This is a genomic window from Acinetobacter sp. ANC_7588, assembly GCF_056783995.1.
This window is the reverse complement of record NZ_JBWYIU010000010.1, coordinates 1-21,332: the sequence shown is the minus strand read 5'-3', so window position 1 is coordinate 21,332 and position 21,332 is coordinate 1. Positions and strand designations below refer to the sequence as shown.

The 21,332-nt window shown below is 38.7% G+C and carries 22 protein-coding genes; 16 read left to right on the top strand and 6 right to left on the bottom strand.

All coding sequences use genetic code 11. The annotated features are described in order from the left end of the window. Both AC1M9J_RS10315 and ligA read left to right on the top strand, forming a co-directional pair. On the top strand, positions 1 to 1,113 hold the full coding sequence (locus AC1M9J_RS10315) for a cell division protein ZipA C-terminal FtsZ-binding domain-containing protein (protein WP_481952269.1): 1,113 nt from the start codon (positions 1 to 3) through the stop codon (positions 1,111 to 1,113). Between the two features lie 96 nt (positions 1,114 to 1,209). Beyond that, a complete protein-coding gene (gene ligA / locus AC1M9J_RS10310) occupies positions 1,210 to 3,255 on the top strand; it encodes an NAD-dependent DNA ligase LigA (protein ID WP_035269246.1) in 2,046 nt (681 codons plus the stop codon). Positions 3,256 to 3,316: 61 nt separating this feature from the next. On the opposite strand, the gene AC1M9J_RS10305 is transcribed toward ligA, so the two are convergent. Continuing rightward, a complete protein-coding gene (locus AC1M9J_RS10305) occupies positions 3,317 to 4,381 on the bottom strand; it encodes an SDR family oxidoreductase (protein ID WP_481587240.1) in 1,065 nt (354 codons plus the stop codon). Positions 4,382 to 4,702: 321 nt separating this feature from the next. On the opposite strand from AC1M9J_RS10305, the gene ftn reads away from it, so the two are divergent. The 6 genes from ftn to bioD all read left to right on the top strand — a co-directional run bounded on the left by ftn (position 4,703) and on the right by bioD (position 10,005). Continuing rightward, complete coding sequence (gene ftn / locus AC1M9J_RS10300) at positions 4,703 to 5,167, top strand: heteropolymeric bacterioferritin subunit Ftn (RefSeq protein ID WP_481587223.1); 465 nt, start codon at positions 4,703 to 4,705, stop codon at positions 5,165 to 5,167. Positions 5,168 to 5,330: 163 nt separating this feature from the next. Next, positions 5,331 to 6,056, top strand: coding sequence for an alpha/beta hydrolase family protein (locus AC1M9J_RS10295; RefSeq protein WP_481597917.1), 726 nt, complete (start codon positions 5,331 to 5,333; stop codon positions 6,054 to 6,056). 82 nt (positions 6,057 to 6,138) lie between these two features. Then, the gene (gene bioA, locus AC1M9J_RS10290; RefSeq protein ID WP_481609095.1) at positions 6,139 to 7,422 is read left to right on the top strand and encodes an adenosylmethionine--8-amino-7-oxononanoate transaminase; all 1,284 of its coding nucleotides are present in this window, start codon (positions 6,139 to 6,141) and stop codon (positions 7,420 to 7,422) included. Then, positions 7,419 to 8,576, top strand: a complete 1,158-nt coding sequence (locus AC1M9J_RS10285) for an 8-amino-7-oxononanoate synthase (protein WP_481952268.1) — start codon at positions 7,419 to 7,421, stop codon at positions 8,574 to 8,576. Before bioA ends, AC1M9J_RS10285 begins: the two co-directional genes overlap by 4 nt. An 8-nt stretch (positions 8,577 to 8,584) precedes the next feature. Beyond that, on the top strand, positions 8,585 to 9,364 hold the full coding sequence (gene bioC, locus AC1M9J_RS10280; RefSeq protein WP_481587227.1) for a malonyl-ACP O-methyltransferase BioC: 780 nt from the start codon (positions 8,585 to 8,587) through the stop codon (positions 9,362 to 9,364). Beyond that, positions 9,361 to 10,005 carry a dethiobiotin synthase gene (gene bioD / locus AC1M9J_RS10275; RefSeq protein WP_481952267.1) on the top strand — a complete coding sequence of 215 codons (645 nt, stop codon included), beginning with the start codon at positions 9,361 to 9,363 and terminating at the stop codon, positions 10,003 to 10,005. The genes bioC and bioD overlap by 4 nt, the downstream gene beginning before the upstream one ends. 46 nt (positions 10,006 to 10,051) lie before the next feature. Here bioD and rluB read toward each other — a convergent pair whose 3' ends face one another. From rluB to AC1M9J_RS10260, 3 genes are read right to left on the bottom strand one after another with little or no spacing between them, the layout of a single operon-like run. Further along, the gene (gene rluB, locus AC1M9J_RS10270) at positions 10,052 to 11,218 is read right to left on the bottom strand and encodes a 23S rRNA pseudouridine(2605) synthase RluB (RefSeq protein ID WP_081403293.1); all 1,167 of its coding nucleotides are present in this window, start codon (positions 11,216 to 11,218) and stop codon (positions 10,052 to 10,054) included. A gap of 41 nt (positions 11,219 to 11,259) precedes the next feature. Continuing rightward, complete coding sequence (scpB, locus tag AC1M9J_RS10265; protein WP_035269219.1) at positions 11,260 to 11,850, bottom strand: SMC-Scp complex subunit ScpB; 591 nt, start codon at positions 11,848 to 11,850, stop codon at positions 11,260 to 11,262. Continuing rightward, positions 11,847 to 12,638: a segregation and condensation protein A gene (locus AC1M9J_RS10260; RefSeq protein ID WP_481597909.1), complete on the bottom strand. Its 792-nt coding sequence runs from the start codon at positions 12,636 to 12,638 to the stop codon at positions 11,847 to 11,849. Before AC1M9J_RS10260 ends, scpB begins: the two co-directional genes overlap by 4 nt. Positions 12,639 to 12,919: 281 nt before the next feature. Between AC1M9J_RS10260 and AC1M9J_RS10255 the strand changes: the two genes are divergently transcribed. Further along, the gene (locus tag AC1M9J_RS10255; protein WP_481952266.1) at positions 12,920 to 13,651 is read left to right on the top strand and encodes a GNAT family N-acetyltransferase; all 732 of its coding nucleotides are present in this window, start codon (positions 12,920 to 12,922) and stop codon (positions 13,649 to 13,651) included. Between the two features lie 32 nt (positions 13,652 to 13,683). Here the strand turns inward: AC1M9J_RS10255 and AC1M9J_RS10250 are convergent, their stop codons facing one another. Together AC1M9J_RS10250 and AC1M9J_RS10245 are read right to left on the bottom strand one after the other, a co-directional pair. Further along, entirely contained in the window at positions 13,684 to 14,301 is a 618-nt protein-coding gene (locus AC1M9J_RS10250; protein ID WP_035269212.1) for an L-threonylcarbamoyladenylate synthase, read from the bottom strand. 81 nt (positions 14,302 to 14,382) lie between these two features. Then, positions 14,383 to 15,045 carry an elongation factor P hydroxylase gene (locus tag AC1M9J_RS10245; protein ID WP_180028321.1) on the bottom strand — a complete coding sequence of 221 codons (663 nt, stop codon included), beginning with the start codon at positions 15,043 to 15,045 and terminating at the stop codon, positions 14,383 to 14,385. Between the two features lie 97 nt (positions 15,046 to 15,142). On the opposite strand from AC1M9J_RS10245, the gene AC1M9J_RS10240 reads away from it, so the two are divergent. From AC1M9J_RS10240 to AC1M9J_RS10210, 7 genes are all read left to right on the top strand, one after another. Continuing rightward, positions 15,143 to 15,700 (top strand): YceD family protein, encoded by a 558-nt coding sequence (locus AC1M9J_RS10240; RefSeq protein WP_179999015.1) that lies wholly within the window; start codon positions 15,143 to 15,145, stop codon positions 15,698 to 15,700. A 77-nt stretch (positions 15,701 to 15,777) separates the two neighbouring features. Continuing rightward, positions 15,778 to 15,963 (top strand): 50S ribosomal protein L32, encoded by a 186-nt coding sequence (gene rpmF, locus AC1M9J_RS10235; protein ID WP_035269206.1) that lies wholly within the window; start codon positions 15,778 to 15,780, stop codon positions 15,961 to 15,963. Between the two features lie 213 nt (positions 15,964 to 16,176). Continuing rightward, entirely contained in the window at positions 16,177 to 17,163 is a 987-nt protein-coding gene (gene fabD, locus AC1M9J_RS10230) for an ACP S-malonyltransferase (RefSeq protein ID WP_481952265.1), read from the top strand. After that, positions 17,160 to 17,894 carry a 3-oxoacyl-ACP reductase FabG gene (gene fabG, locus AC1M9J_RS10225; RefSeq protein WP_481589204.1) on the top strand — a complete coding sequence of 245 codons (735 nt, stop codon included), beginning with the start codon at positions 17,160 to 17,162 and terminating at the stop codon, positions 17,892 to 17,894. Before fabD ends, fabG begins: the two co-directional genes overlap by 4 nt. Positions 17,895 to 17,978: 84 nt before the next feature. Further along, positions 17,979 to 18,215, top strand: a complete 237-nt coding sequence (gene acpP / locus AC1M9J_RS10220) for an acyl carrier protein (RefSeq protein WP_035269198.1) — start codon at positions 17,979 to 17,981, stop codon at positions 18,213 to 18,215. A gap of 197 nt (positions 18,216 to 18,412) precedes the next feature. After that, the gene (lysM, locus tag AC1M9J_RS10215; RefSeq protein WP_481952264.1) at positions 18,413 to 18,886 is read left to right on the top strand and encodes a peptidoglycan-binding protein LysM; all 474 of its coding nucleotides are present in this window, start codon (positions 18,413 to 18,415) and stop codon (positions 18,884 to 18,886) included. Between the two features lie 654 nt (positions 18,887 to 19,540). Next, on the top strand, positions 19,541 to 21,332 hold a 1,792-nt coding region (locus AC1M9J_RS10210), incomplete at its 3' end, for a GA-like domain-containing protein (protein ID WP_481952263.1).

The following is a 21,332-nucleotide window of genomic DNA, read 5'->3' as shown; positions in this document are numbered from 1 at the left end:
ATGGAAATCAGTACCATTATCGGAATTGTGATCGCAATCGTGATCTGTTGCATAGGGTTGTTTATGATCCTGCGCAAGCCGAGTGATGCAGCACCGTCATTAGATGCTGAATTACATATAAATGAACAATGTAATCAACCCGTCATTCCTCGTCATGTTCGTAGTCTTTTACAGGCGCAAGCCGCACCATTGGCTTCTTCTGAGCGTGTAGAACCAAGTTTGAAAGACATTGAAGCGAGTGATGTGGCTCGAGTGGATCAAACAGCTGATCAGCATGCTACAAAGACGCCTGAAAATATTCAAAAAACTGTAGAAGTGGTAGATACAGTGCAACTGAATACTTCGGTAGACCTTGCAGAGAAAGAAAGTAAATCTCTGCTCGACTCCAGTAAAAACTCGGACAGCACTGAGACTGACCCACTAGAAAAAAATACAGAAACAGTCGAGAGTAAAGCTCAGTCGACTGATGGTGTAACAGACACTCAAAGTGCAGATCTTATTTCGAAAGATTCAATCGTAGAAACTGTAGAAACTACAATTGAAGACTCGAAAAAAGTTGAGCCAAGTTTTGTATTAAATCCGAATATTCAAACTGCTGAAATCAAAGAATTTGAAGAAGAAAGCAGCATCTTGGATGTGCATTTACATGAACAGCAACGTTTTGATGATGAAAGTGCTTTAGCAAATGCCGAATACATTATTAGTTTGAATATGTATCCGAACCCTCGAAAAGCACTTTCTGGTGATAAAGCTTTGAAAGTGTTAATGAAATATGGATTGCGCTTTGGCGAAATGAACTGTTTCCATCGTTATGAAACTCCTGATGCAGTCAGCCCATTGCTGTTTTCCGTACTCAGAATCACAGATCAGGGTCCTGCAGGTTTTGATTTAGAAACATTATCTGGTGAACAAGTCCAAGGTTTAGCATTCTTCTTAGCATTACCGCATCATAATGTTCAAAAAGGCTATGACAGTATGGTGAGTATTGCAGGGCTTATTGCACGTGAAACAGATGGTACCGTCTATGATGAAAATAATCTTGAATTTACACCGCAGTTAAAAGAACACTGGCGCCATAAAGCGATCGACTATAGATCAGGTCAAGCTGTTTAATCACCTAGGTGACTTACTGAATTTGTGTAAAGTCATTTATACTGTTTAGGTTGAAATTATTGGGCGGAATTTTCCGCCCTTTTATATGGTGAAAATATGGATCAGAACGCTGTCGTTGCGCAAATGCGCCAACTCATTCAATTACTGGCTCGGCATAACCATGCTTATTATGTGATGGATCAGCCGACAATTGAAGACAGTGAATATGATCAATTGTTTTATCAACTAAAAAACTTAGAAGAACAATATCCTGATTTAGTACAGACGGATACACCGACCAATAAAGTCGGTGATAAACCTTTATCTAAGTTTGAAAATATTACACATACAGTGCCAATGCTGTCCTTAGGTAATGTGTTTAATCAGGATGAACTTTTTGCCTTTGCACGCAGAATTGAAGAGCGTTTACCTAACCAGAAAATCCAATACGACGTCGAACTTAAATTTGATGGGCTTGCGATCTCGCTATGGTATGAACATGGTGTGTTGATTCGAGCGGTTACACGTGGGGATGGTGAAACAGGAGAAGTCATAACCCAAAATGTAAAAACAATTCGTAATTTGCCTAAAGTACTCATGATGTCTCAAGGTGTACCACCAGCGTTGTTAGAAGTTCGTGGCGAAGTACTAATGCCTAAAGCTGGATTTGTAAAGTTAAATGCTGAAAATGAGGCCAAAGGTGAGAAAACTTTTGCTAACCCAAGAAATGCGGCAGCAGGGAGTTTGCGTCAACTTGATCCGACCATAGCAGCATCACGACCACTTGCATTCTATGCTTATGGAATTGCGCAATGCATGCCACATCATGGTCTGAGCACGATGTCAGAGAGCTTAAATTGGCTTGAACAGTTGGGCTTTGCTGTTGGGGAAAAACATTTTGTTTGTGACAGTATTGAAGAGGTTCAAGCGGCTTATGAATCTGTAAATCAGGAGCGTCCAAACCTGTCAGTTGAAATTGACGGGATGGTGATCAAAGTCAATGATTTGAAGCAACAACAACAATTAGGCTTTTTAAGTCGTGAACCTCGATGGGCAACAGCATATAAGTTCCCTGCAGTGGCTGCGCTAACCACAGTTGAAAATATTGATTGGCAGGTAGGGCGTACAGGTACTTTAACGCCTGTAGCGCGATTAAATCCTGTATCGGTTGGCGGAGTCACAGTATCAAACGTGACTTTACATAATATTGGTGAAATACATCGCTTGGACGTGCGCGTTGGAGATACGGTGAGTGTCTATCGTAGCGGAGATGTTATTCCTAAAGTTGAAAAGGTTTGGCCAGAATTTCGACCTCTAGAAACCACTGAAATTCAATTGCCAGAACAATGTCCTGTATGTGCTTCTCCAGTTGTGATGCCCGAAGGCGAAGCTTTAGCACGATGTTCAGGGGGGCTTTATTGTGCGGCACAGCGTATAGAGGCGATCCGTCATTTTGTATCACGTAAAGCAATGGACATCGAAGGTTTGGGTGATCGTTGGGTTGAGTCTTTATTACATCTTGAACTCCTCAAAGATGTTGCAGACATTTACCACTTGCACGAGCATCGTGAAAAGCTGCTGACTATTGAAAAAATGGGCGAGAAATCTGTACAAAATCTCATAGACTCAATAGAAAGTAGTAAAAAAACAACATTAGCGGCATTTATTTACGCACTAGGCATTCGAGGAGTAGGCGAGACTACGGCTCGAATGTTAGCCAATACCTTCCAGACTTTAGATGCGCTGAAATCTGCTGATTTAGAAGCATTAAAGAAAACCCCTGATGTAGGTGATATTACTGCAGAATGGATATTAGACTTTTTCAAAGCTGAACATAATATTGAAGTATTAAATCGATTAATTGAGGCTGGAATTCATTGGGATGCACCGATAGCACCGACTCGACAACCTTTAAATGGTGAGAGCTGGGTGGTGACTGGTACTTTAAGCAGTATGGGGCGAGATGAAGCGACTCAACTCTTACAGGCATTAGGTGCACGTGTGAGTGGTAGTGTATCCAGTAAAACGAAATGCTTGGTTGCTGGTGAAAAGGCAGGTTCCAAACTTGAAAAAGCAGAAAAATTAGGTATTCCGGTGATGAATGAAGCTGAGTTTATTGCATTTATGATCCAGCATGGTCAGCTCACTGAACCTGAGTCTTAAGTGTATCTTGCACATAACAAAGGGCATCAATAGATGCCCTTTTTTCTCGAGTAATTAGATATTAACCACGTTTTTTGATAATGCCATCGTCAAGTAGCTGTTGAAAATGTTCTACGATACTTGTCTCAACGTCACGATATTGCATGCCTAATTCTTGCTTACTACGCTCAGCATTGAAGTAAATGGGGTAACCCACATTCAAGTCAACGAATTTTCGCGTATAGCCAAACAGAGGAGCGAGTAATTTGAATAAAAACTTGGGAGCAATCATTCGTGGGAAAGGATAGCGTCCACCATAATGTTGTCGTAATGTTTTACCCATTTCGAGTAGGGTCATCGTTTTAGCATTAATAATATATCGTCCATGTGCTTTAGGGTGAAGTGCTGCTTGGATATGCGCATGAGCGACATCTCGAACATCGACTAAACCATTCCACATTGGAGGAACACCAAATAATGTCATGCCATTTCCAAATTGTTGAATGACTTCAACACTTCCAGATTGTGTAGAAGGTGTGAGTGATGGTCCAACAACCAATGAGGGATTGATACACACTAAATTCCATCGAGATTGTGCCTTTTGCATATCCCATGCTTTGCGTTCTGCTGCGACTTTAGAGTAAAAATAAGGTTGGTGTTCGGCACTACTGGTGGTATTCCAATGGCTTTCTTCAAACTGGTTCTGCTCAGTTTTCAAAATATCCACTGCATCGCCATAAGTTGAAGCAATACTAGATGTGACAACGACACGTTTTACTGTATCTGTACGATTGACACTGTTCAGTACATTGGTCGTACCTTTTAGTGCAGGGTCAATCAAGTCTGTGATTGGATCTTTAAAGTTAGTCACTAAAAAAGGTGACGCCATATGGATCACAATTTCACAGTCTTTCATTGCTTCATCAAACGAACCTTCTTCTAAGAGATTTGCTTGAAATAACTTTAAAGCGCCTGAAGTTTGAGATGCGATTTGTTCTAAATGTTGAAAACTTGAACTTTTAGTTAAGTCTCGTACAGTGGCGTGAACGGTGTATCCTTGTTCTAATAATTGTTTAATTACCCAACCAGCAATATAGCCAGTTGCACCTGTCACCAAAATCGGGGCAGTAGTCGTCATCATTGTTATTGCCTGATGGTCAAATAGATTCATTCTAAAATTAAAAAAAGGATTTGTCCTTGATCATTTTCAACATCAACTCAAATGTAATGATAGTCACTTCGATTGGTTACAAAATTAAATAGAGCTAAAATTTGTTTAAAACTGCTCTCGAATTTTTTTAACTGTATGCAAGGGGTTATTTTTTAAGTAAAAAATAAGTGATTCAAACTGCAAATGCGTATGTTTCTCATTTTAATTATATAAAAATCATAAACTTACACATTATATTTTTTGCAAAATAAGCTCTGATTGTTCATAATGTTGCTATTAAAGAATGGAGTGATTGAAATGCGTGGCAATCCAGAAGTCGTAGATTACTTAAATATGTTGATCGGTGGTGAACTGGCTGCTCGTGATCAATATCTCATTCATTCACGTATGTATGAAGATTGGGGTCTCACTAAGATTTTTGAGCGTATCGATCATGAAATGCAAGAAGAAGCACAACATGCTGATGCTATTATTCGCCGTGTCTTATTCCTAGAAGGCACACCGAATATGAATCGTGATGATATTGAAGTAGGTGAAGACGTCGTTTCATGTTTAAAAGCAGATTTAAAGCTTGAGTACGAAGTGCGTGAAAAATTAGCGCAAGGTGTAAAGCTTTGCGAGGAAAAAGGCGATTACGTGACACGTGATATGTTGCGTCAACAAATGTCGGATACCGAAGAAGATCATACCTATTGGTTAGAAAAACAGCTTCGCTTAATTGAACTGATCGGTTTACAAAACTATATTCAGTCTCAAATGTAAGTTAAAACCCAGCAAGGCTGGGTTTTTTTATACCTGAGTTTTGTCTGAATTGAATCATTTTTAATAATTATCTAAAAATCAAAGTGAAATTGAATGATTTGCTCAATGAGTTATTGTGCTTGGCTTTATATACTGACCGAAAACGATCAGCTAAGGATTGGCAATCATGAGTAAAATCTTATTAATTACCGGTTGGGGACTCGGAACAAAACCACTTGAAAACTTAAAAACTACTTTGGATATGGCAGGATTTCAAATCGATCTGATTAATATCTTTAATGCACTCGATCCTGTGGAATTATCTAAACATGTAGAGTTAGCTAAAAAAGTCGATGTCATTATAGGGTGGTCTTTAGGCGGGCAATTAGCAACGTTGCTCACCCAAAAGGTTTTCGAGCTTTCAGGTCAGGCAAAAACGTTAATTACTTTAGCATCGAATCCTTGCTTTGTTGCCAATGAACGCTGGTCTACAGGTATGCCGCTTTCTACTTTTCAAAGTTTTAGAGAATCTTTTGAAAATGACCCCATGACCACTTTAAAGCGATTTTGTTATCTGGTCTCACAGGGCAGCCAAACTGCTAAACAAGATTGGCAATCTTTGCAAAATTCAATTACGAGTGAAGAGCTAGATTTAAAAAAGCAGGGCTTGGATTTACTATATCATCTTAATACTGTCGAGATATTGAAAAATTATGTCGGAAAACAATTACATGTATTTGCTGATGATGATGGATTAGTTAGTAACAAAGTTCTAGATAATATCCGAAAGATAGATGCAAAGTTTTTTAAATTCGAAATTATCCCAGGTTCTCACTGCTTTTCAATTTTTAGAGCTACACAACTAAGTGACAAAATCGTTCAATATCTAAGAAAGAATGAGAAATCCTGATGAATATTGTCTAATCAGGCAATTCATAACAAAAATAATTCGCGTTATGCTCTGTCTAGATTAATAAGGACACTCTTCCAGGATGGTTGACGAATTCGATTTATCACACTTATGGCACCCTTATACTTCGATGTTAAACCCACTGCCGACATATAAAGTGAAAAAGGCTACAGGGGTGATGATTGAACTTGAAGATGGTCGTCAACTCATTGATGGTATGTCATCTTGGTGGTGTGCCATTCACGGGTATAACCATCCTCAACTTAATCAAGCTGTGTCGGATCAATTGCAGCACATGTCACACATTATGTTTGGTGGGCTTACTCATGATCCTGCGATTGAATTAGGGAAAACGTTATTAAAAATTACCCCACCTCAATTAGATAAAATATTCTATGCGGACTCAGGTTCTGTCGCCGTTGAAGTCGCATTGAAAATGGCAGTTCAATATTGGACCGCACAAGATAAGAAAGATAAAACCAGTTTTATCACGACGCGTTCTGGTTATCATGGTGATACATGGAATGCAATGTCAGTTTGTGATCCCGTCACAGGGATGCATCAGGTCTTTGGTTCTAGCTTGCCTTCTCGTTATTTTGTTCCTGCACCGCAGACTCGATTTGATGAAGATTGGAATCCAGCAGATACTCTTGTATTGGCAGAAACTTTAAAAAACCATCATGCCACTATCGCTGCCATGATTATTGAGCCGATTGTGCAAGGTGCTGGAGGCATGCGTTTCTATCATCCTGAATATTTACGCGAAGCCAAGAGGCTATGCGATCAATATCAGGTGTTAATGATATTTGATGAAATTGCCACGGGGTTTGGACGAACAGGTAAATTATTTGCTTGGGAACACGCTCAAGTTGAACCAGACATCATGTGTATTGGTAAGGCGCTGACCGGTGGGTATATGACTTTATCTGCAACACTGACCACGCGACATGTCGCTGAAGTGATCAGCTCTGGTGAAGCTGGCGTATTTATGCATGGACCTACATTTATGGCGAATCCCTTGGCTTGTGCTGTCGCCTTAAAGAGTACTGAGCTTTTATTGTCACAAGATTGGCAGTCCAATATTCAAAGAATAGAGCAAATTCTAAAACATTATTTACATAGATTAGATGATCAAGCGCATATTCAAGATGTTCGTGTGCTCGGTGCTATCGGTGTTGTTGAACTTAAACAAAATGTTGATATGAAAACGCTGCAACAGCGTTTCGTAGAACGAGGCGTGTGGATTCGTCCTTTTGGAAAATTAGTTTATGTCATGCCGCCTTTTGTGATTTCAGATGTCGAACTCACTGAATTACTAACGCAGTTGGTGAGTGTTGTGATGGAGCTTGCAGAGGAAATGAGATGAATCTGTTGGATCACTACGCAGAGCAGTTAGACTCATTAAAACAAACTGGAAATTTTCGGCAGTTTAAATCCATCGTTCAGTATGGAAAATGGGTTGAGTTTCAGCAACAGAGAATGTTGAATCTTTCGAGTAATGATTATTTAGGGATTGCGTCAGATCTACAAATAAGAGAAGCATTTTTTGATTACTGTTCAGCAGATTCAAAAAGAATGAGCTCTTCATCTTCAAGGTTACTCACAGGAAATTATCCTGAATATGAGCAATTTGAATATGACATGAGTCAATCATTCAATCAAAGGGCAGTTCTGTTATTCAACAGTGGCTATCACATGAATATTGGTATTCTGCCTGCGATTGCTGATAGTCAAACTTTAATTCTTTCGGATAAATTGATTCACGCCAGCATGATTGATGGGATTCGCTTAAGTAAAGCGAAGCTGATACGTTATCGACATAATGATCTGCTTCATTTAAAGCAATTGATCGAGCAATATCATGATGATCCCTTGTATCAAAGAATCATTGTGGTAACTGAATCAATTTTTAGTATGGATGGTGATGAAACTGATTTAACTGCGTTGGTGAGTCTGAAATATCAGTTCAGTAAAATCATGTTATATGTAGATGAAGCACATGCTATTGGTGTTCGGGGGAAGCAAGGACTCGGTTGCGCTGAACAATATGCTGTCATAGATGATATCGATTTCTTGGTCGGAACATTTGGGAAAGCACTCGCATCTGTTGGTGGATACATTGTGTGTCATCCAATCTTAAAAGATTATTTAATCAACAAAATGCGCTCTTTGATTTTTAGTACCGCACAACCACCCATCAACATGGCTTGGACGCATTTTATTTGGAATAAAATGAAAAAAATGCAGGAGCAACGTGCTCATTTAAGTGATTTGAGTCTGCAACTGCGTCAATATATTCTTGAGCAAGGTTACGAATGTCCTTCAAGCTCGCAGATTATTCCTTTAATTTTAGGTGATTCTCAGCGTGCACTTGAGCGCGTACAACAATTACAACAATCTGGTTTTTATATTTTGCCGGTTCGGCCACCAACGGTTCCACAAGGAAGTTCACGCCTGAGAATTTGTATGAATTCTCAGCTGAATCAAGATGAATTGGAGCGGTTGAAAGAACAATTATGAATGACTCTATGTTGAACAAATTTATTCAAAAAGAAATGATTGCTACTCGATTTGCAAAATCGCATTGGACTTATGCAGATCAGGCACGTATTCAACAAAATGTAGCGAAGCATTTAAGCGAGCTGATGCGTCTTTATGTTTCATCTTCTGAGCTTGCTAAAGTATTTGAAATTGGATGTGGAACTGGAAATCTAACTCAAGAGATGTTTCATCATTTTAAAATGGATCAAGTCATTTTGAATGATTTATATGCTGATGTTGAGCATACCATCAGTCATCATCAGCCTGTCGAGTGGCGTATTGGTGATGTCGAAAAAATTGAGTTACCCAAAGACCTTGATTTATGTGCCTCAAGCTCTGCATTACAGTGGATGTCTGAGTTTGAAAGATTGATACAGAAAATTTATTCGGCTTTAAAGCCCAATGGTTATTTTTGCTTTTCAACTTATGGGCCTCAGAACTTAAAAGAAATTAAATCCTTAACTGGACAAGGATTAAAATATTTTGATCAAAGCCAAATTAAAAGCTTACTAGAGCAGAACGGATTTGAAGTGATGCACTGTGAACAACAATTGGCTCAATTACACTTCGCGCACCCAAAATTGGTCCTAAAACATTTACAGGCCACAGGTGTGACGGCAACCTCACAGGGGTTTCGTTGGACGAAGCAAAGTTTGAATCAGTTTTATCTAGGTTACCGACAATTTATTGCGACTGATGAGCAAGAGAATCTTGTCTATCCTTTAACGTATCACCCTATATTTTTTATCGCACGGAGTAAGTCATGAGTGCTCAAATCTACTTTGTGAGCGGTATTGATACTGGAATTGGAAAAACATACGTCACTGGTTATTTGGCAAAAATTTGGCGTGAACAAGGGCGGAATGTCATTACTCAGAAATTAATTCAAACGGGTAATGTGGATGTTTCTGAAGATATTGAAAAACATCGTGAAATTATGGGATGTGGTTGGTTAGAGGAAGATACTCAAAAACTCACTATGCCTGAAATTTTCAGTTATCCTGCATCGCCTCACTTAGCGACACGTATAGATGGGCGAAGTATTGATTTCGCTAAAATTGAACAAGCGACTCAACAGTTGTCCTCTTCATATGAAGTTGTTTTGCTTGAAGGGGCGGGTGGCTTGATGGTCCCTCTAACAACACAATATTTAACCATTGATTATTTAGTGGATAAAAAATATCCCATAATTTTGGTGAGTTCGGGGCGTTTGGGAAGCATCAACCATACTTTGTTGAGCTTAGAGGCACTGAAGCATCGTGGGCTTGAGTTATATGCTCTAGCATATAATTTGAATGCTGAATCTGACGCTGAGCTTATTTCACGTGATACATCTGCCTACTTAAAAAAGTATTTATCGCAACATTTTCCATCTGCTAAATGGATTGATATTCCTTTTATTGAATAAATGAAAAAACCGCTCTATTGAGCGGTTTTTTTAGGGATTTAAAAAATTAGAACTTCTTAAAGCCTTTGTTAATACCAAAAGGTTTGCGTTGACCAAATTTATTTTCATTACGTGGTTTGTAATCAACAGAATTGCCGTTTACTTCACCTTTGTTTTCAGGACGCTTATTGCGGAAATCCTGATTTTCAGTGCGAGGGGCACGATTGTTGAATCGATTCTCAAAGCCTTCTTGACGTGGCGCACGTGCATTGAAACGGTTTTCTGAGCCTTCTTGACGCGGTGCGCGATTGTTAAATCGATTATCACTGCGGCTTTGATCAGCACCACCTTGACGGAAGTCACGGCGTGGTTCTTGATGCTCGCCTTCGTCACGGCGTTGTTGGCGTAAATAACCACCACGACGTGCTGCAAGTGGTTTCTCTTGCATACGTTCATTGCGGCGTTTCGCCATACCGTAAAGACCAGTACCTTGACGTGGTTTGAGCTCAACAGACTTAGTTAAGTTATCAATGTCATTTTTATCAAGTTCAATCCAACGACCTGTACGTAATTCTCGTGGCAGAATGACTGTACCATAACGTGTACGTAATAGACGGCTGACTTTCAAGCCTTGTGATTCAAAGATGCGGCGTACTTCACGGTTACGTCCTTCTTTTACAACCACTTGATACCAACGGTTAATCCCTTCACCACCAATTTCAGAGAATGACTCAAATTTTGCTGGACCATCATCGAGCATGACACCATCTGTCATGTTCTTTTTCAGTTGAGGGGTCACTTCACCCATCACACGTACAGCGTATTCGCGTTCAATTTCACTAGATGGATGCATTAAGCGGTTTGCAAGCTCGCCATCGTTTGTGAAAAGTAATAATCCTGTTGAGTTGATATCTAAACGACCAACCATGACCCAACGATCACCCGGAATTGATGGTAATTGATCAAATACAGTTGGGCGATTTTCAGGGTCGTTACGTGAACAGATTTCACCTTCAGGTTTGTAGTAAATCAATACACGACGACGGATTTCATCTTCAATTTGGAACTGTACTTTACGACCATCGATACGAAGCTCATCGGTTGGTTCGATACGTTCACCTACTTGAGCAACTTGACCGTTGACACTAACACGACCGGCAGCAATGACTTCTTCCATATAGCGGCGAGAGCCCAAACCTACACGTGCCAATACCTTTTGCAATTTTTCACTCATAACAGCATAACCTTAGAAATAATCATCAACAGTTCACCTATTTACGACTTGGGTGCGTGAGCATCCAATGCCATAAAAGCTTCCTTGGCATCCTGTAGGGGAGGCAGTTGATTTAAATCACTTAAACCAAAAGCATTTAAAAATTGTGGCGTTGTAACCAACAACGCGGGTCTTCCTGGAAGTTCCCGGAAACCAGACTCTTTAATCCAGTTCCAATCGAATAACGTTCTGAGTTGCTGACTGTTATTCGTGACTCCTCGAATTTGCTCAATATCGGCTCGGGTAACGGGCTGATGATAAGCAATCACTGCTAGAGTTTCTAACAATGATGGTGATAATTTAGTTGGACGTTCTGGCCAAGTTTGTGCAATCACTTGTCGATACTTAGCACGAACTTGAAAGCGAAAACCTTGAGCTGTTTCAGTCAGCTCAATTGAACGACCGTGTTGTAACACTGCAAGCTGTTGCAAATATGCGCGCAGTTGTTGTTTGGAAAATTGGTTTTGAAATGCCTCTTTCAAGCGTGCAATAGAAACAGGCGCTTCACTGGCAAAAATAATAGCTTCGAGCTGCATGAGCACTTCGTGGTGTAACTCATCAACTTGAAAGGAGTTTGATTGATCAATGGTCATATCATCAGCCCTTGAATTGCCAGCGGGGCTTCAATACCTGATGCAATAATTTGAACTTTTTGCTGACGTGTTAGCTCTAATATTGCCATAAACGTCACCACTAACCCCATACGGCCTTGACTTGGTTTTAAAAGTTGATCAAATTTCAAAACTTCACCTGATTTTGTCATCTGTTCAATATAGGCAATACGTTCTTCAAGCAAAACAGGTTCTTGAGTAATCTGGTGTGTAACAGGCTCTGGGCGATTAAAAATACAAAACATAGCATCGCGCAGAAGAGAGGCTTCATAACCTTCATTTACTGTATTAATTTGTCCAAGGCTAACGTTGGGTAGAAAAGTATCACGGTCCAAAATAGGCATTTGACCGAGACGCTCAGCAGCTTGCTTGATCCTTAAATATGTCTCTAAACGATCTATTAATTCTTGTTTTGGATCTTTTTCAATTTGAATTGATTTAGGTTTAGGCAGCAGTAAGCGTGATTTTAAATCTGCTAATAAAGCCGCCATCACCATATAATCTGCGGTCAACTCAATATTGAGTGACTTCATACTGTCAATATATGACAAATATTGCGTTGCAATCGGAGCTATATCGAGCTGAAGTAGATCGAAACCGTTTTTTTGGATGAGGTAAATTAAAAAGTCGAGTGGTCCTTCGAAATGTTCTAATAGAATTTCGAATGCTGCAGGCGGTATATATAAATCTTCAGGAATCGTATCTTGCCACTCATCTAAAACACGGATGTGTGGAAGTGCGTCCATGGGATTATGGATAGCTTGAGTCATTACAATTATTAGCCACGCGAATTTTCAAAAGCATGTTGGGCGATTCAGGAGATCACATATCGAAATCAGTAAAAGGACAGTGATTCGAATAGCATAAAAACAATATGGGTATTCTAAATTAAATCGAGTGCTGAATATATCTTTATCCGCAGTTTTACGATAAAAAATTTGAAATAAATAGGTAGTATTTTTTAAGGTTATATAGATGTATTTAGTGTTTTAACTTATAAATGTAAACTGGTATTCATTGTTAGCGTGTATTCGATGAGAAGTAAAACAGTATGAATAATTTTCAAAAAGTAGAACAAAATGTATATGAACAAAGTGTAGGTATAAAAGTTCACTCAAATACTCACCCTATAGACTCATTCAAAGCGTTGAGTGGAACGTATGTAAATTTATATCCCTTAAATTTAATTCAAAATATTGAAGAGCTTGCAAGAGATCTATTCCCACTCAAGATTACAGATGAGTTTATTTCACGCTTTACCTATTTGCCTTACGATGCGCCAACTTCGATTGAAGATTTGTCATATAAACTCTCATCGCAATTTGGTACACAAGGGAATATTTATTATGTTATTCGCATAGCGAACAAACCAATGGGGTGGATCGCATTGATGAATATCGGGTTGGATGATGGAGTGGTTGAAATTGGGAATGTATACTTCTCAGCAGATTTAAAACGGTCTAGAGCTGCCACAGAAGTATTATTTTTACTGTTGAATGAGTGTTTTACTTTAGGATTTAGGCGTATAGAGTGGAAGTGTCATGAGTTGAACTTACCTTCCAAAAAAGCCGCGCTACGATTCGGTTTTCAATATGAAGGAATGTTTAGACAACATAAAGTGGTCAAGGGAAGAAACCGAAACACGCTTTGGTTTTCAATGTTGGATGAAGAGTGGCTGACTTTAAAAGAAAGTTATTTAGCTTGGCTTGAACCAAGCAACTTTACGCAAGAGGGTCAACAAATAAAGACCCTCCAAGTATTTTATAAAGAAAAATCAGCGTAAATTAAATAAAGCGAGATGAATGGTGAGGCATTTTACTCAAAAGCACTCACATCACCCACGCCACGGCGGATAATTTCAGGTTGACTTCCTGAGAGATCAACAATACTTGTTGTGGTTAATGTACCAAGTCCACTATCAATAAAAACATCAATTCTTTTACTTAATTGTTGTTCTATTTCATATGGATCATCCAAAGGCTCAGTTTGACCTGGAAGAATCAGGGTGCTGGTGAGTAAAGGCTCACCCAGCTCTTTAAGAAGCATTTGACAGACTGGGTTGCTCGGTACACGTAAACCAATGGTTTTCTTTTTGGGGTGCATCAAGCGACGAGGGACTTCACTTGTCGCTTGCAAAATAAAGGTGGTAATCGCAGGTGTATTATTTTTAAGCAGACGATAAGTTGCATTATCCACTTTTGCATACGTTGCAATATCTGAGAGATCCGCACATAAGATCGCATATTGATGCTTAGCACCAAGATCACGGATTTGAGCAATTCGTTCCATTGCTTGCTTATTACCAATTTGGCATCCGATGGCATAGGCCGCATCTGTTGGATAAACCACGACATCGCCTGCACGTATTCTTTCTACTGCTTGAGTAATAAGTCGAGATTGTGGATTGTCAGGATGTACTCTTAAATGAAGCATTTTATTTTCTCCTGATTATTTTTTCGTATTATTGCGTGCATAGACATTCACTTCAATGTCATGAATATATATTTACTAGACTTAATCTAGCGATGCACGAGAAAATTCATCCAAATGTAATGTTTTGCCACTTCTGAGACACTTACAGATGCACTGAATAAAGTGTTGAGCATCTCTTGGAAGCTGAGCGTCACCTGAAAAATAGCGCTGTACTTGAGCATAAACATTGTCTTTAAAAGACTGTCCATCACCACCTTCACCCGTTAAATTGTCCAGAGAAACGCGGAATTTTCGACCAAAGGCTGTGGCAAACATCCATTCTATTGCTTGAGGTTTAATTTCGACTTGTTCAAATAGAGCTTGTTGTTCAGCGGTTCGACCATCTGGTGCATACCAGTAGCCAAGATCAGGAAGAGTACGACGATGATCTCCTGCGATTGTCCAATGACTTATTTCATGTAAAGCACTATTGAAAAATCCATGTGCGAATTGGATGCGAGCGGGTTGTTGGTCTGAGGCAGGGAAGTATTCAGGTTCAAAGTCGCCTTTGACTAATGTGACATTTAAGTGGGAAAACCAATGATTAAAGTGTAAGATAAGCCAGTCTACCTGTTGAGCTTCTGTTTGCAGATTTACCCAAGGTGCGAGTTGCACGCGGTCTAAGTGATCGGTCAAATTTGAGGTCGAAGGATAGTGTAACTGTAATGAAGTTGTGACTTCAGGTTGCGGCTGCAACTGATGCATGACTTGATTAACCCAAATGATCTGTCTGAATAAGTGCAAAATTGTATCTTAATCTTTGACAGAGTACTTATGAATTTGTAGAATTGCCGCCTTAATTATGTCAGCAAATACCTTTCCGGCACAGATTGAGCCGTTTAAATGGGCTGAACAGGGCTTCACATGGTCAGGTACACTGCCATTGTCGCGCTTTGTTCGTATATCCCGTGAAGCTGTTGGGTCAATTGATAATCAATTGATCAATATAGACTGTAAGCTATCAATGGATGCGTATCATCGTATCGTTTGGCTTGATGGTAGTGTTGAAACGAAGGTTCCAATGGAATGCCAACGTTGTTTGGATACTGTTGAATTACCTCTCGAATTGGACTTTCATCTGGCTTTAGTCGATGATGAGTCACTGATAGAGCGCTTGGATGAGGATGCTGATTTCATCGTCTTAGGTGAGAGTGAAGCAACGACAAAAGGTTCATTTGATGCACCTGCAACCGCTGATTTACTTTCTCTCATAGAAGATGAATTGTTATTGTTGATTCCTTTGTCACCAAGACATGAGTCTTGTGAGCATAAGCATCAACCTGCCCAAGAAGAAGTTGTTGAAGAAAAACGAGATAATCCGTTTGGTGTTTTGGCAGCTTTGAAGGGTAAACTTAACTAATTTTTGTGTTATACTCTTAGGTATAAGACAATCGAATTTGTTCTGATCCATTTTTTCGATCTTTGTAAGGAGCCATCATGGCCGTTCAGCAAAACCGTAAAAGTCGCTCTCGCCGTGACATGCGCCGTTCACATGACGCTTTAACCGAGAATGCATTAACAGTAGACCAAACGACTGGTGAAACTCACCGTCGTCACCACGTAACTAAAGATGGTGTCTACCGTGGTCGCCAATTATTCGCTAAAGCAGCTGATGCTGAATAATTGGTGATGTATTAAGCGTCAAGCTTAGTAGAAAAAATGGGAGCGTAAGCTCCCTTTTTTTATTTCTATTTTTTGTTGTATTTGGCAATTACCAAAGCTTTTTTTTAATGATAAATTTCGCTCCATCAAATCAGTTAAGACTTGAGTTTGATGTTCAAGATGATCGAAATGAATCAAAATTGAATAGTCAAGCTCTGAATAAAGGATTTTTATATGTCTGCTAAACGCCTCGAGCAAGCCGTTCTTGCGACCAAAACTGCATTTGTTTTTCCTGGACAGGGTTCTCAAAAAGCAGGAATGTTAGCGGAGCTTGCAGAACAGTTTAGTAGTGTGCAAGAAACGTTTGCTGAAGCTTCTGAAGCACTCGGCTTTGATTTATGGCACATTGCGCAAAGTGGTGAAGGGTTAAACCAAACTGAATTTACACAACCAGTACTGCTCACAGCAAGCATTGCTTTATGGCGTGTATGGTTAGAGCTTGGTGGTGTCGTTCCTAAATATTTAGCGGGACATTCACTGGGTGAATACAGTGCATTGGTTGCTGCAGAATCTTTAAGCTTAAAAGATGCAGTTAAATTGGTGAACTTACGCGGTAAGTTGATGCAAGATGCTGTCCCTCAGGGTCAAGGTGCTATGGCTGCGATTCTTGGTCTTGATGATGCTAAGGTTGTAGAACTGTGTGCTCAAGTCACCGCTCAAGGTGAGGGTTCGGTGGAGGCTGCAAACTATAATGCACAGGGTCAAGTTGTGGTGGCAGGTGATACTGCACGAGTTGAAGCGTTAATGGCTTTGGTAAAAGAGCAAGGTGCAAAAGCAATTGCGTTACCAGTATCAGTACCATCACATTGTTCATTAATGAAGCCAGCGGCAGCAGAGTTTGCCAAAGCTTTAGCAGATGTTGATATTCAATTACCTCGCATTCCAGTGATTCAAAATGTCAATGCACAAGTGGCTGACAGTGTTGATGAATTGCGTACAGCGTTGACATCACAACTTTATGAGTCTGTCCAATGGACTAAAACACTTCAAGTATTGGCTGATCAAGATGTGAGCTATGTTGTTGAATGTGGTCCTGGGAATGTATTAACAAATTTAGCAAAACGTCTAGCACATGTTGAAAAAGCATTGCCTTTAGATACTAAATCTCGTTTAGAAGATGCTTTAAATACTGTATTAGTTGCAGAAGGGAAAATTGCATGACGCAGGAACGTAAAGTCGCGTTAGTGACAGGTGCAAGCCGTGGTATTGGTGCTGCGATTGCACAACAGCTGATCGAAGATGGCTTTTTTGTTGTAGGTACGGCTACATCTGATTCTGGTGCTGAAAAATTATCTACACAATTTGCTGAACATGGTGCAGGAAAAGTACTCGATGTTCGTGATGGAGCTGCAATTGATGCACTCATTACAGATATTGAACAAAGTTTTGGTCCTGTACTTGTTCTTGTGAATAATGCAGGTATCACAAAAGATAATCTACTGCTTCGTATGTCTGAAGATGATTGGGATGATATCCAAAATATTCATCTTAAAGCAGTGTTCCGTCTCTCTAAACGTGTATTGAAAGGTATGACGAAAGCGAGATTTGGACGAATTATCAATATTAGTTCTGTCGTTGCGCATTTTGCAAATCCAGGTCAAGCAAATTATTCAGCTGCGAAGGCTGGGATTGAAGCTTTTAGCCGGAGTTTGGCTAAAGAAATGGGCAGTCGTCAAATTACTGTCAATAGTATCGCGCCTGGATTTATTGCAACTGAGATGACTGAACAGTTAAGTGATGAAATTCAGAAAAAAATGAGTGATCAAGTGGCATTGAACCGTTTTGGTCAGCCTCAAGATATCGCAAATGCAGTAAGTTTCCTTGCTTCTGATAAAGCAAGTTACATTACTGGTACGGTATTACACGTGAATGGCGGTTTATACATGGCGTAATGCGATGTATAAACTTTCAAATATATCAAGATTCAATTAAACTATAGGCATTATACGCCGCCACAAGCAATGAGGAGAATTCCTGTGAGCGATATCGAACAACGTATCAAACAAGCAGTAGCTGAACAACTTGGCTTAAAAGCTGAAGAGATTAAAAACGAAGCATCTTTCATGGATGACTTAGGTGCTGACTCTCTAGATCTAGTTGAGCTTGTAATGTCTTTCGAAAATGATTTCGACATTACTATTCCTGATGAAGACTCTAACGAAATTACAACTGTTCAATCTGCTATCGATTATGTAACTAAGAAATTAGCTTAATCATCAGATTCAGTTCTTTTCGAACTTAAAAGCTACCTTTATGGTGGCTTTTTTTTATTAAGGATTAAATTGCAATATTACATTAAGTTACCTTAAGTTTAAGAAAGATAACGGCGTTAGGTATAGTTCTTCTGTATAAAAATTAAGGGATCTAAATTATTTGATCACCAAACTGAAATAACAATAGGAGAATAACAATGGGTCTTTTTGATTTTGTGAAAGGTATTGGGAAAAAAAATACCGCACCGGCTGAGCAACAAACTACACCAGCAACGCCAGCAGAGCCATCTGCTCAAGAAGTTGCGAATAAATTATTGGGGCATATTAAATCACTTGGCTTACCAGTAACAGGACTGTCTGTGACTTATAATGCAAGCAGTGATTTAGCGACTGTAAAAGGACAAGTGCAAACTCAAGCAGATCGTGAAAAGATCATCTTGGCTGTGGGAAATATTGATCATGTTGCTCAAGTCGATGACCAACTTACTGTTTCATCTCCAGAGCCTGAAAGTAAATTCTATACAGTAAAATCAGGGGATAATCTTTCAAAAATTTCTAAAGAGTTTTATGGTGATGCAAATCAGTACAACAAAATTTTTGAAGCAAACCGACCATTACTTAAAAATGCAGATGATATTTTCCCGGGACAGGTTCTAAGAATTCCAAACTAAAATATCAATGAATCTAAAAGACCGAGATTTAAATCTCGGTTTTTGATTTTAAAGTAACTTAATAACTTAAAACTGATTTTTAAATTATCAATATAAAACAATATTTTAACGGCTGGAAAATTTCTATAAATATATTTTAACTTCCACATTGCAATGGTGTTTTTGGCCATTTTTTAAGTTATTTCGAAGTAATAAGAATAAAAAAATTGAAATAAACTCATTAATTCTAACCTTATGTTTTATATAGGAAAAATAGATTAGTAAAAATAAGTGTTTGAAAATAAATAAAATTTAATTTGTTTCAAGAGATAAAATATTGTTTCATTGGGTTTTATTATGTAACTTTAATTAATTAATAGTGTAATTTTGTTTCTGGTATTTTTTTGCAATATTTAAAAATTTTGTGTCTAATTTATATAAAAATATAAATATTGATATTTTTTTCACAATTAATTTATAAATAGTGATTTTTTTCAAAAATTAATATTTTCAATAAAAACATTGCTTTAAGAATCTCGAATGGGGTGTAAAAAATTTTTTTTAACTATGAATTTTTGTTGATTTTCAACTGACTTTTTATGACGTTTACATTGATTCTCAATCTGATAAAAAAATAGAGGGTTAAAGAATATCTTAATAATACTGGGTGACGTCATGAAAAATTTAGAAATACTATCAAAAAACGATGGGGCGGTTTTAGAAAAGACTACTGCTAATAAAATCGTATTAAACCAGAACTCAATTGTGAAAATTGATGCATCAATCGAAGAGGTCTTAAATTTTCAGAAAGAAGGAAATTCTTTAGTTATTAATTTTAAAAATGGCGAACAATTAGTTGTAGAAAGTTATTTTGACGATCCCTTAAATAGTCATAATATTTTATTTAATGACAATGGTCAGCTTTATTGGGTTGAGTTCACAGATGCTGCCAATGAAATAGCTTCGACTATTAAATATTATCCAATTGATGATATTTCAGCACTTATCGCTGGAAACTCAAGTACAGCTTTGACAGGGTTAACTCCATGGTTAATTGCAGGGGGATTAGCTGCTGGAGTAGTTGCTATTGCAGATAATATGAGTGATTCTGATAAAAAATCTAATTCTGTATCGCCGGAACCAGAACCACCAATTAACGATGAATTAGAAGAAGCAAAACAGCTCGTTAATGATGCAGAGAAAGCTTATCAAGATCTTAAAGATTTGATTGAAGATAAATTAAATGATGGGTTAATTACTCCCGAGGAAAAAGCTGAATTAGAGGAAGCATTACAAGATGCGAAGGATGCTAAAGATGCTGCTCAAGATAAAGTCGATAACTTGGTAGATGGCGAGGCAAAATCTGATTTACAAGATCGACTAGATGATTTGGTTGATGAAGAGTTGCCAGCAATTAATGATCAAAATGGTGATGGTGTACCAGATGATCTCGAGCAAGCTTTACTAGATGCTGAAGAAGCTGTAGCCAATGCTGAACAAGCGTACGAAGCATTAAAAGATTTAATTTTAGAGAAGAATGAAAACGGCCTGATTACACCTGCTGAAAGAGCGGAATTAGATCAAGCTAAAGAGGCTTTCGAGAGTGCCAAAGCCTTAGCAGAAACTAAAACAAATTTATTACCAGAATCAGTTCAATCTCAAAAAGATGCTTTGCAGGAACGTCTTGAAGATTTAGTGGATATCATCCTACCTGAAATTAATGATGAAAATGATGATGGTATCGTAGATGATATCGCTGAAGCACTCATTGAAGCAGAGTTGGCTGTTGCGGAGGCTGAAGCAAAGTATGCAGCTGCTGAAAATGCTTTAACTGTTGCAAATCGTGATGGATTAATTAATCCAACAGAGCTTAATGCTTTACAGAATGCTTTAGAGCAGGCACAAATTGCTAAGTCAACTGCTCAAAGTAAAGTAAATGCTCTACCTGAATCTGTTCAGGAACAGAAAGATGCCTTTCAAAATCGATTAGATGATCTGACTGACATAAGTTTGCCTGAAGTAAATGACGCAGATGGTGATGGCATTGTAGATGGCTTACCAGAAGCGATTCAGGAAGCGCAGTCAGCTGTAGAAGAAGCTGAAGCTAAATATGCTGAAGCTCTTAATAATTTAGCTTTGGCTCAAAAAGATGGCTTAATTAACCCGCTTGAACTCAGTATTCTTGAACAGAAAGTACAGGCTGCACTTGATGCAAAAGAAGTTGCTCAAGATAAGGTAAATGTATTGCCAAATGGAGCGATTAAAGATGGTTTACAAGATCGTCTAGATGCTCTTGTAAATATTGACTTACCTGAAGTCAATGATGCAGATGGTGATGGCGTACCAGACGGCGAAGATATTACACTTGAAGAAGCAACAGAGGCAGTAGAGGCGGCTGAAGCAGCATATGCAGAGGCAGAGCAAGCACTAGCAGATGCCGAATCAGATGGTTTAATCACCCCAACAG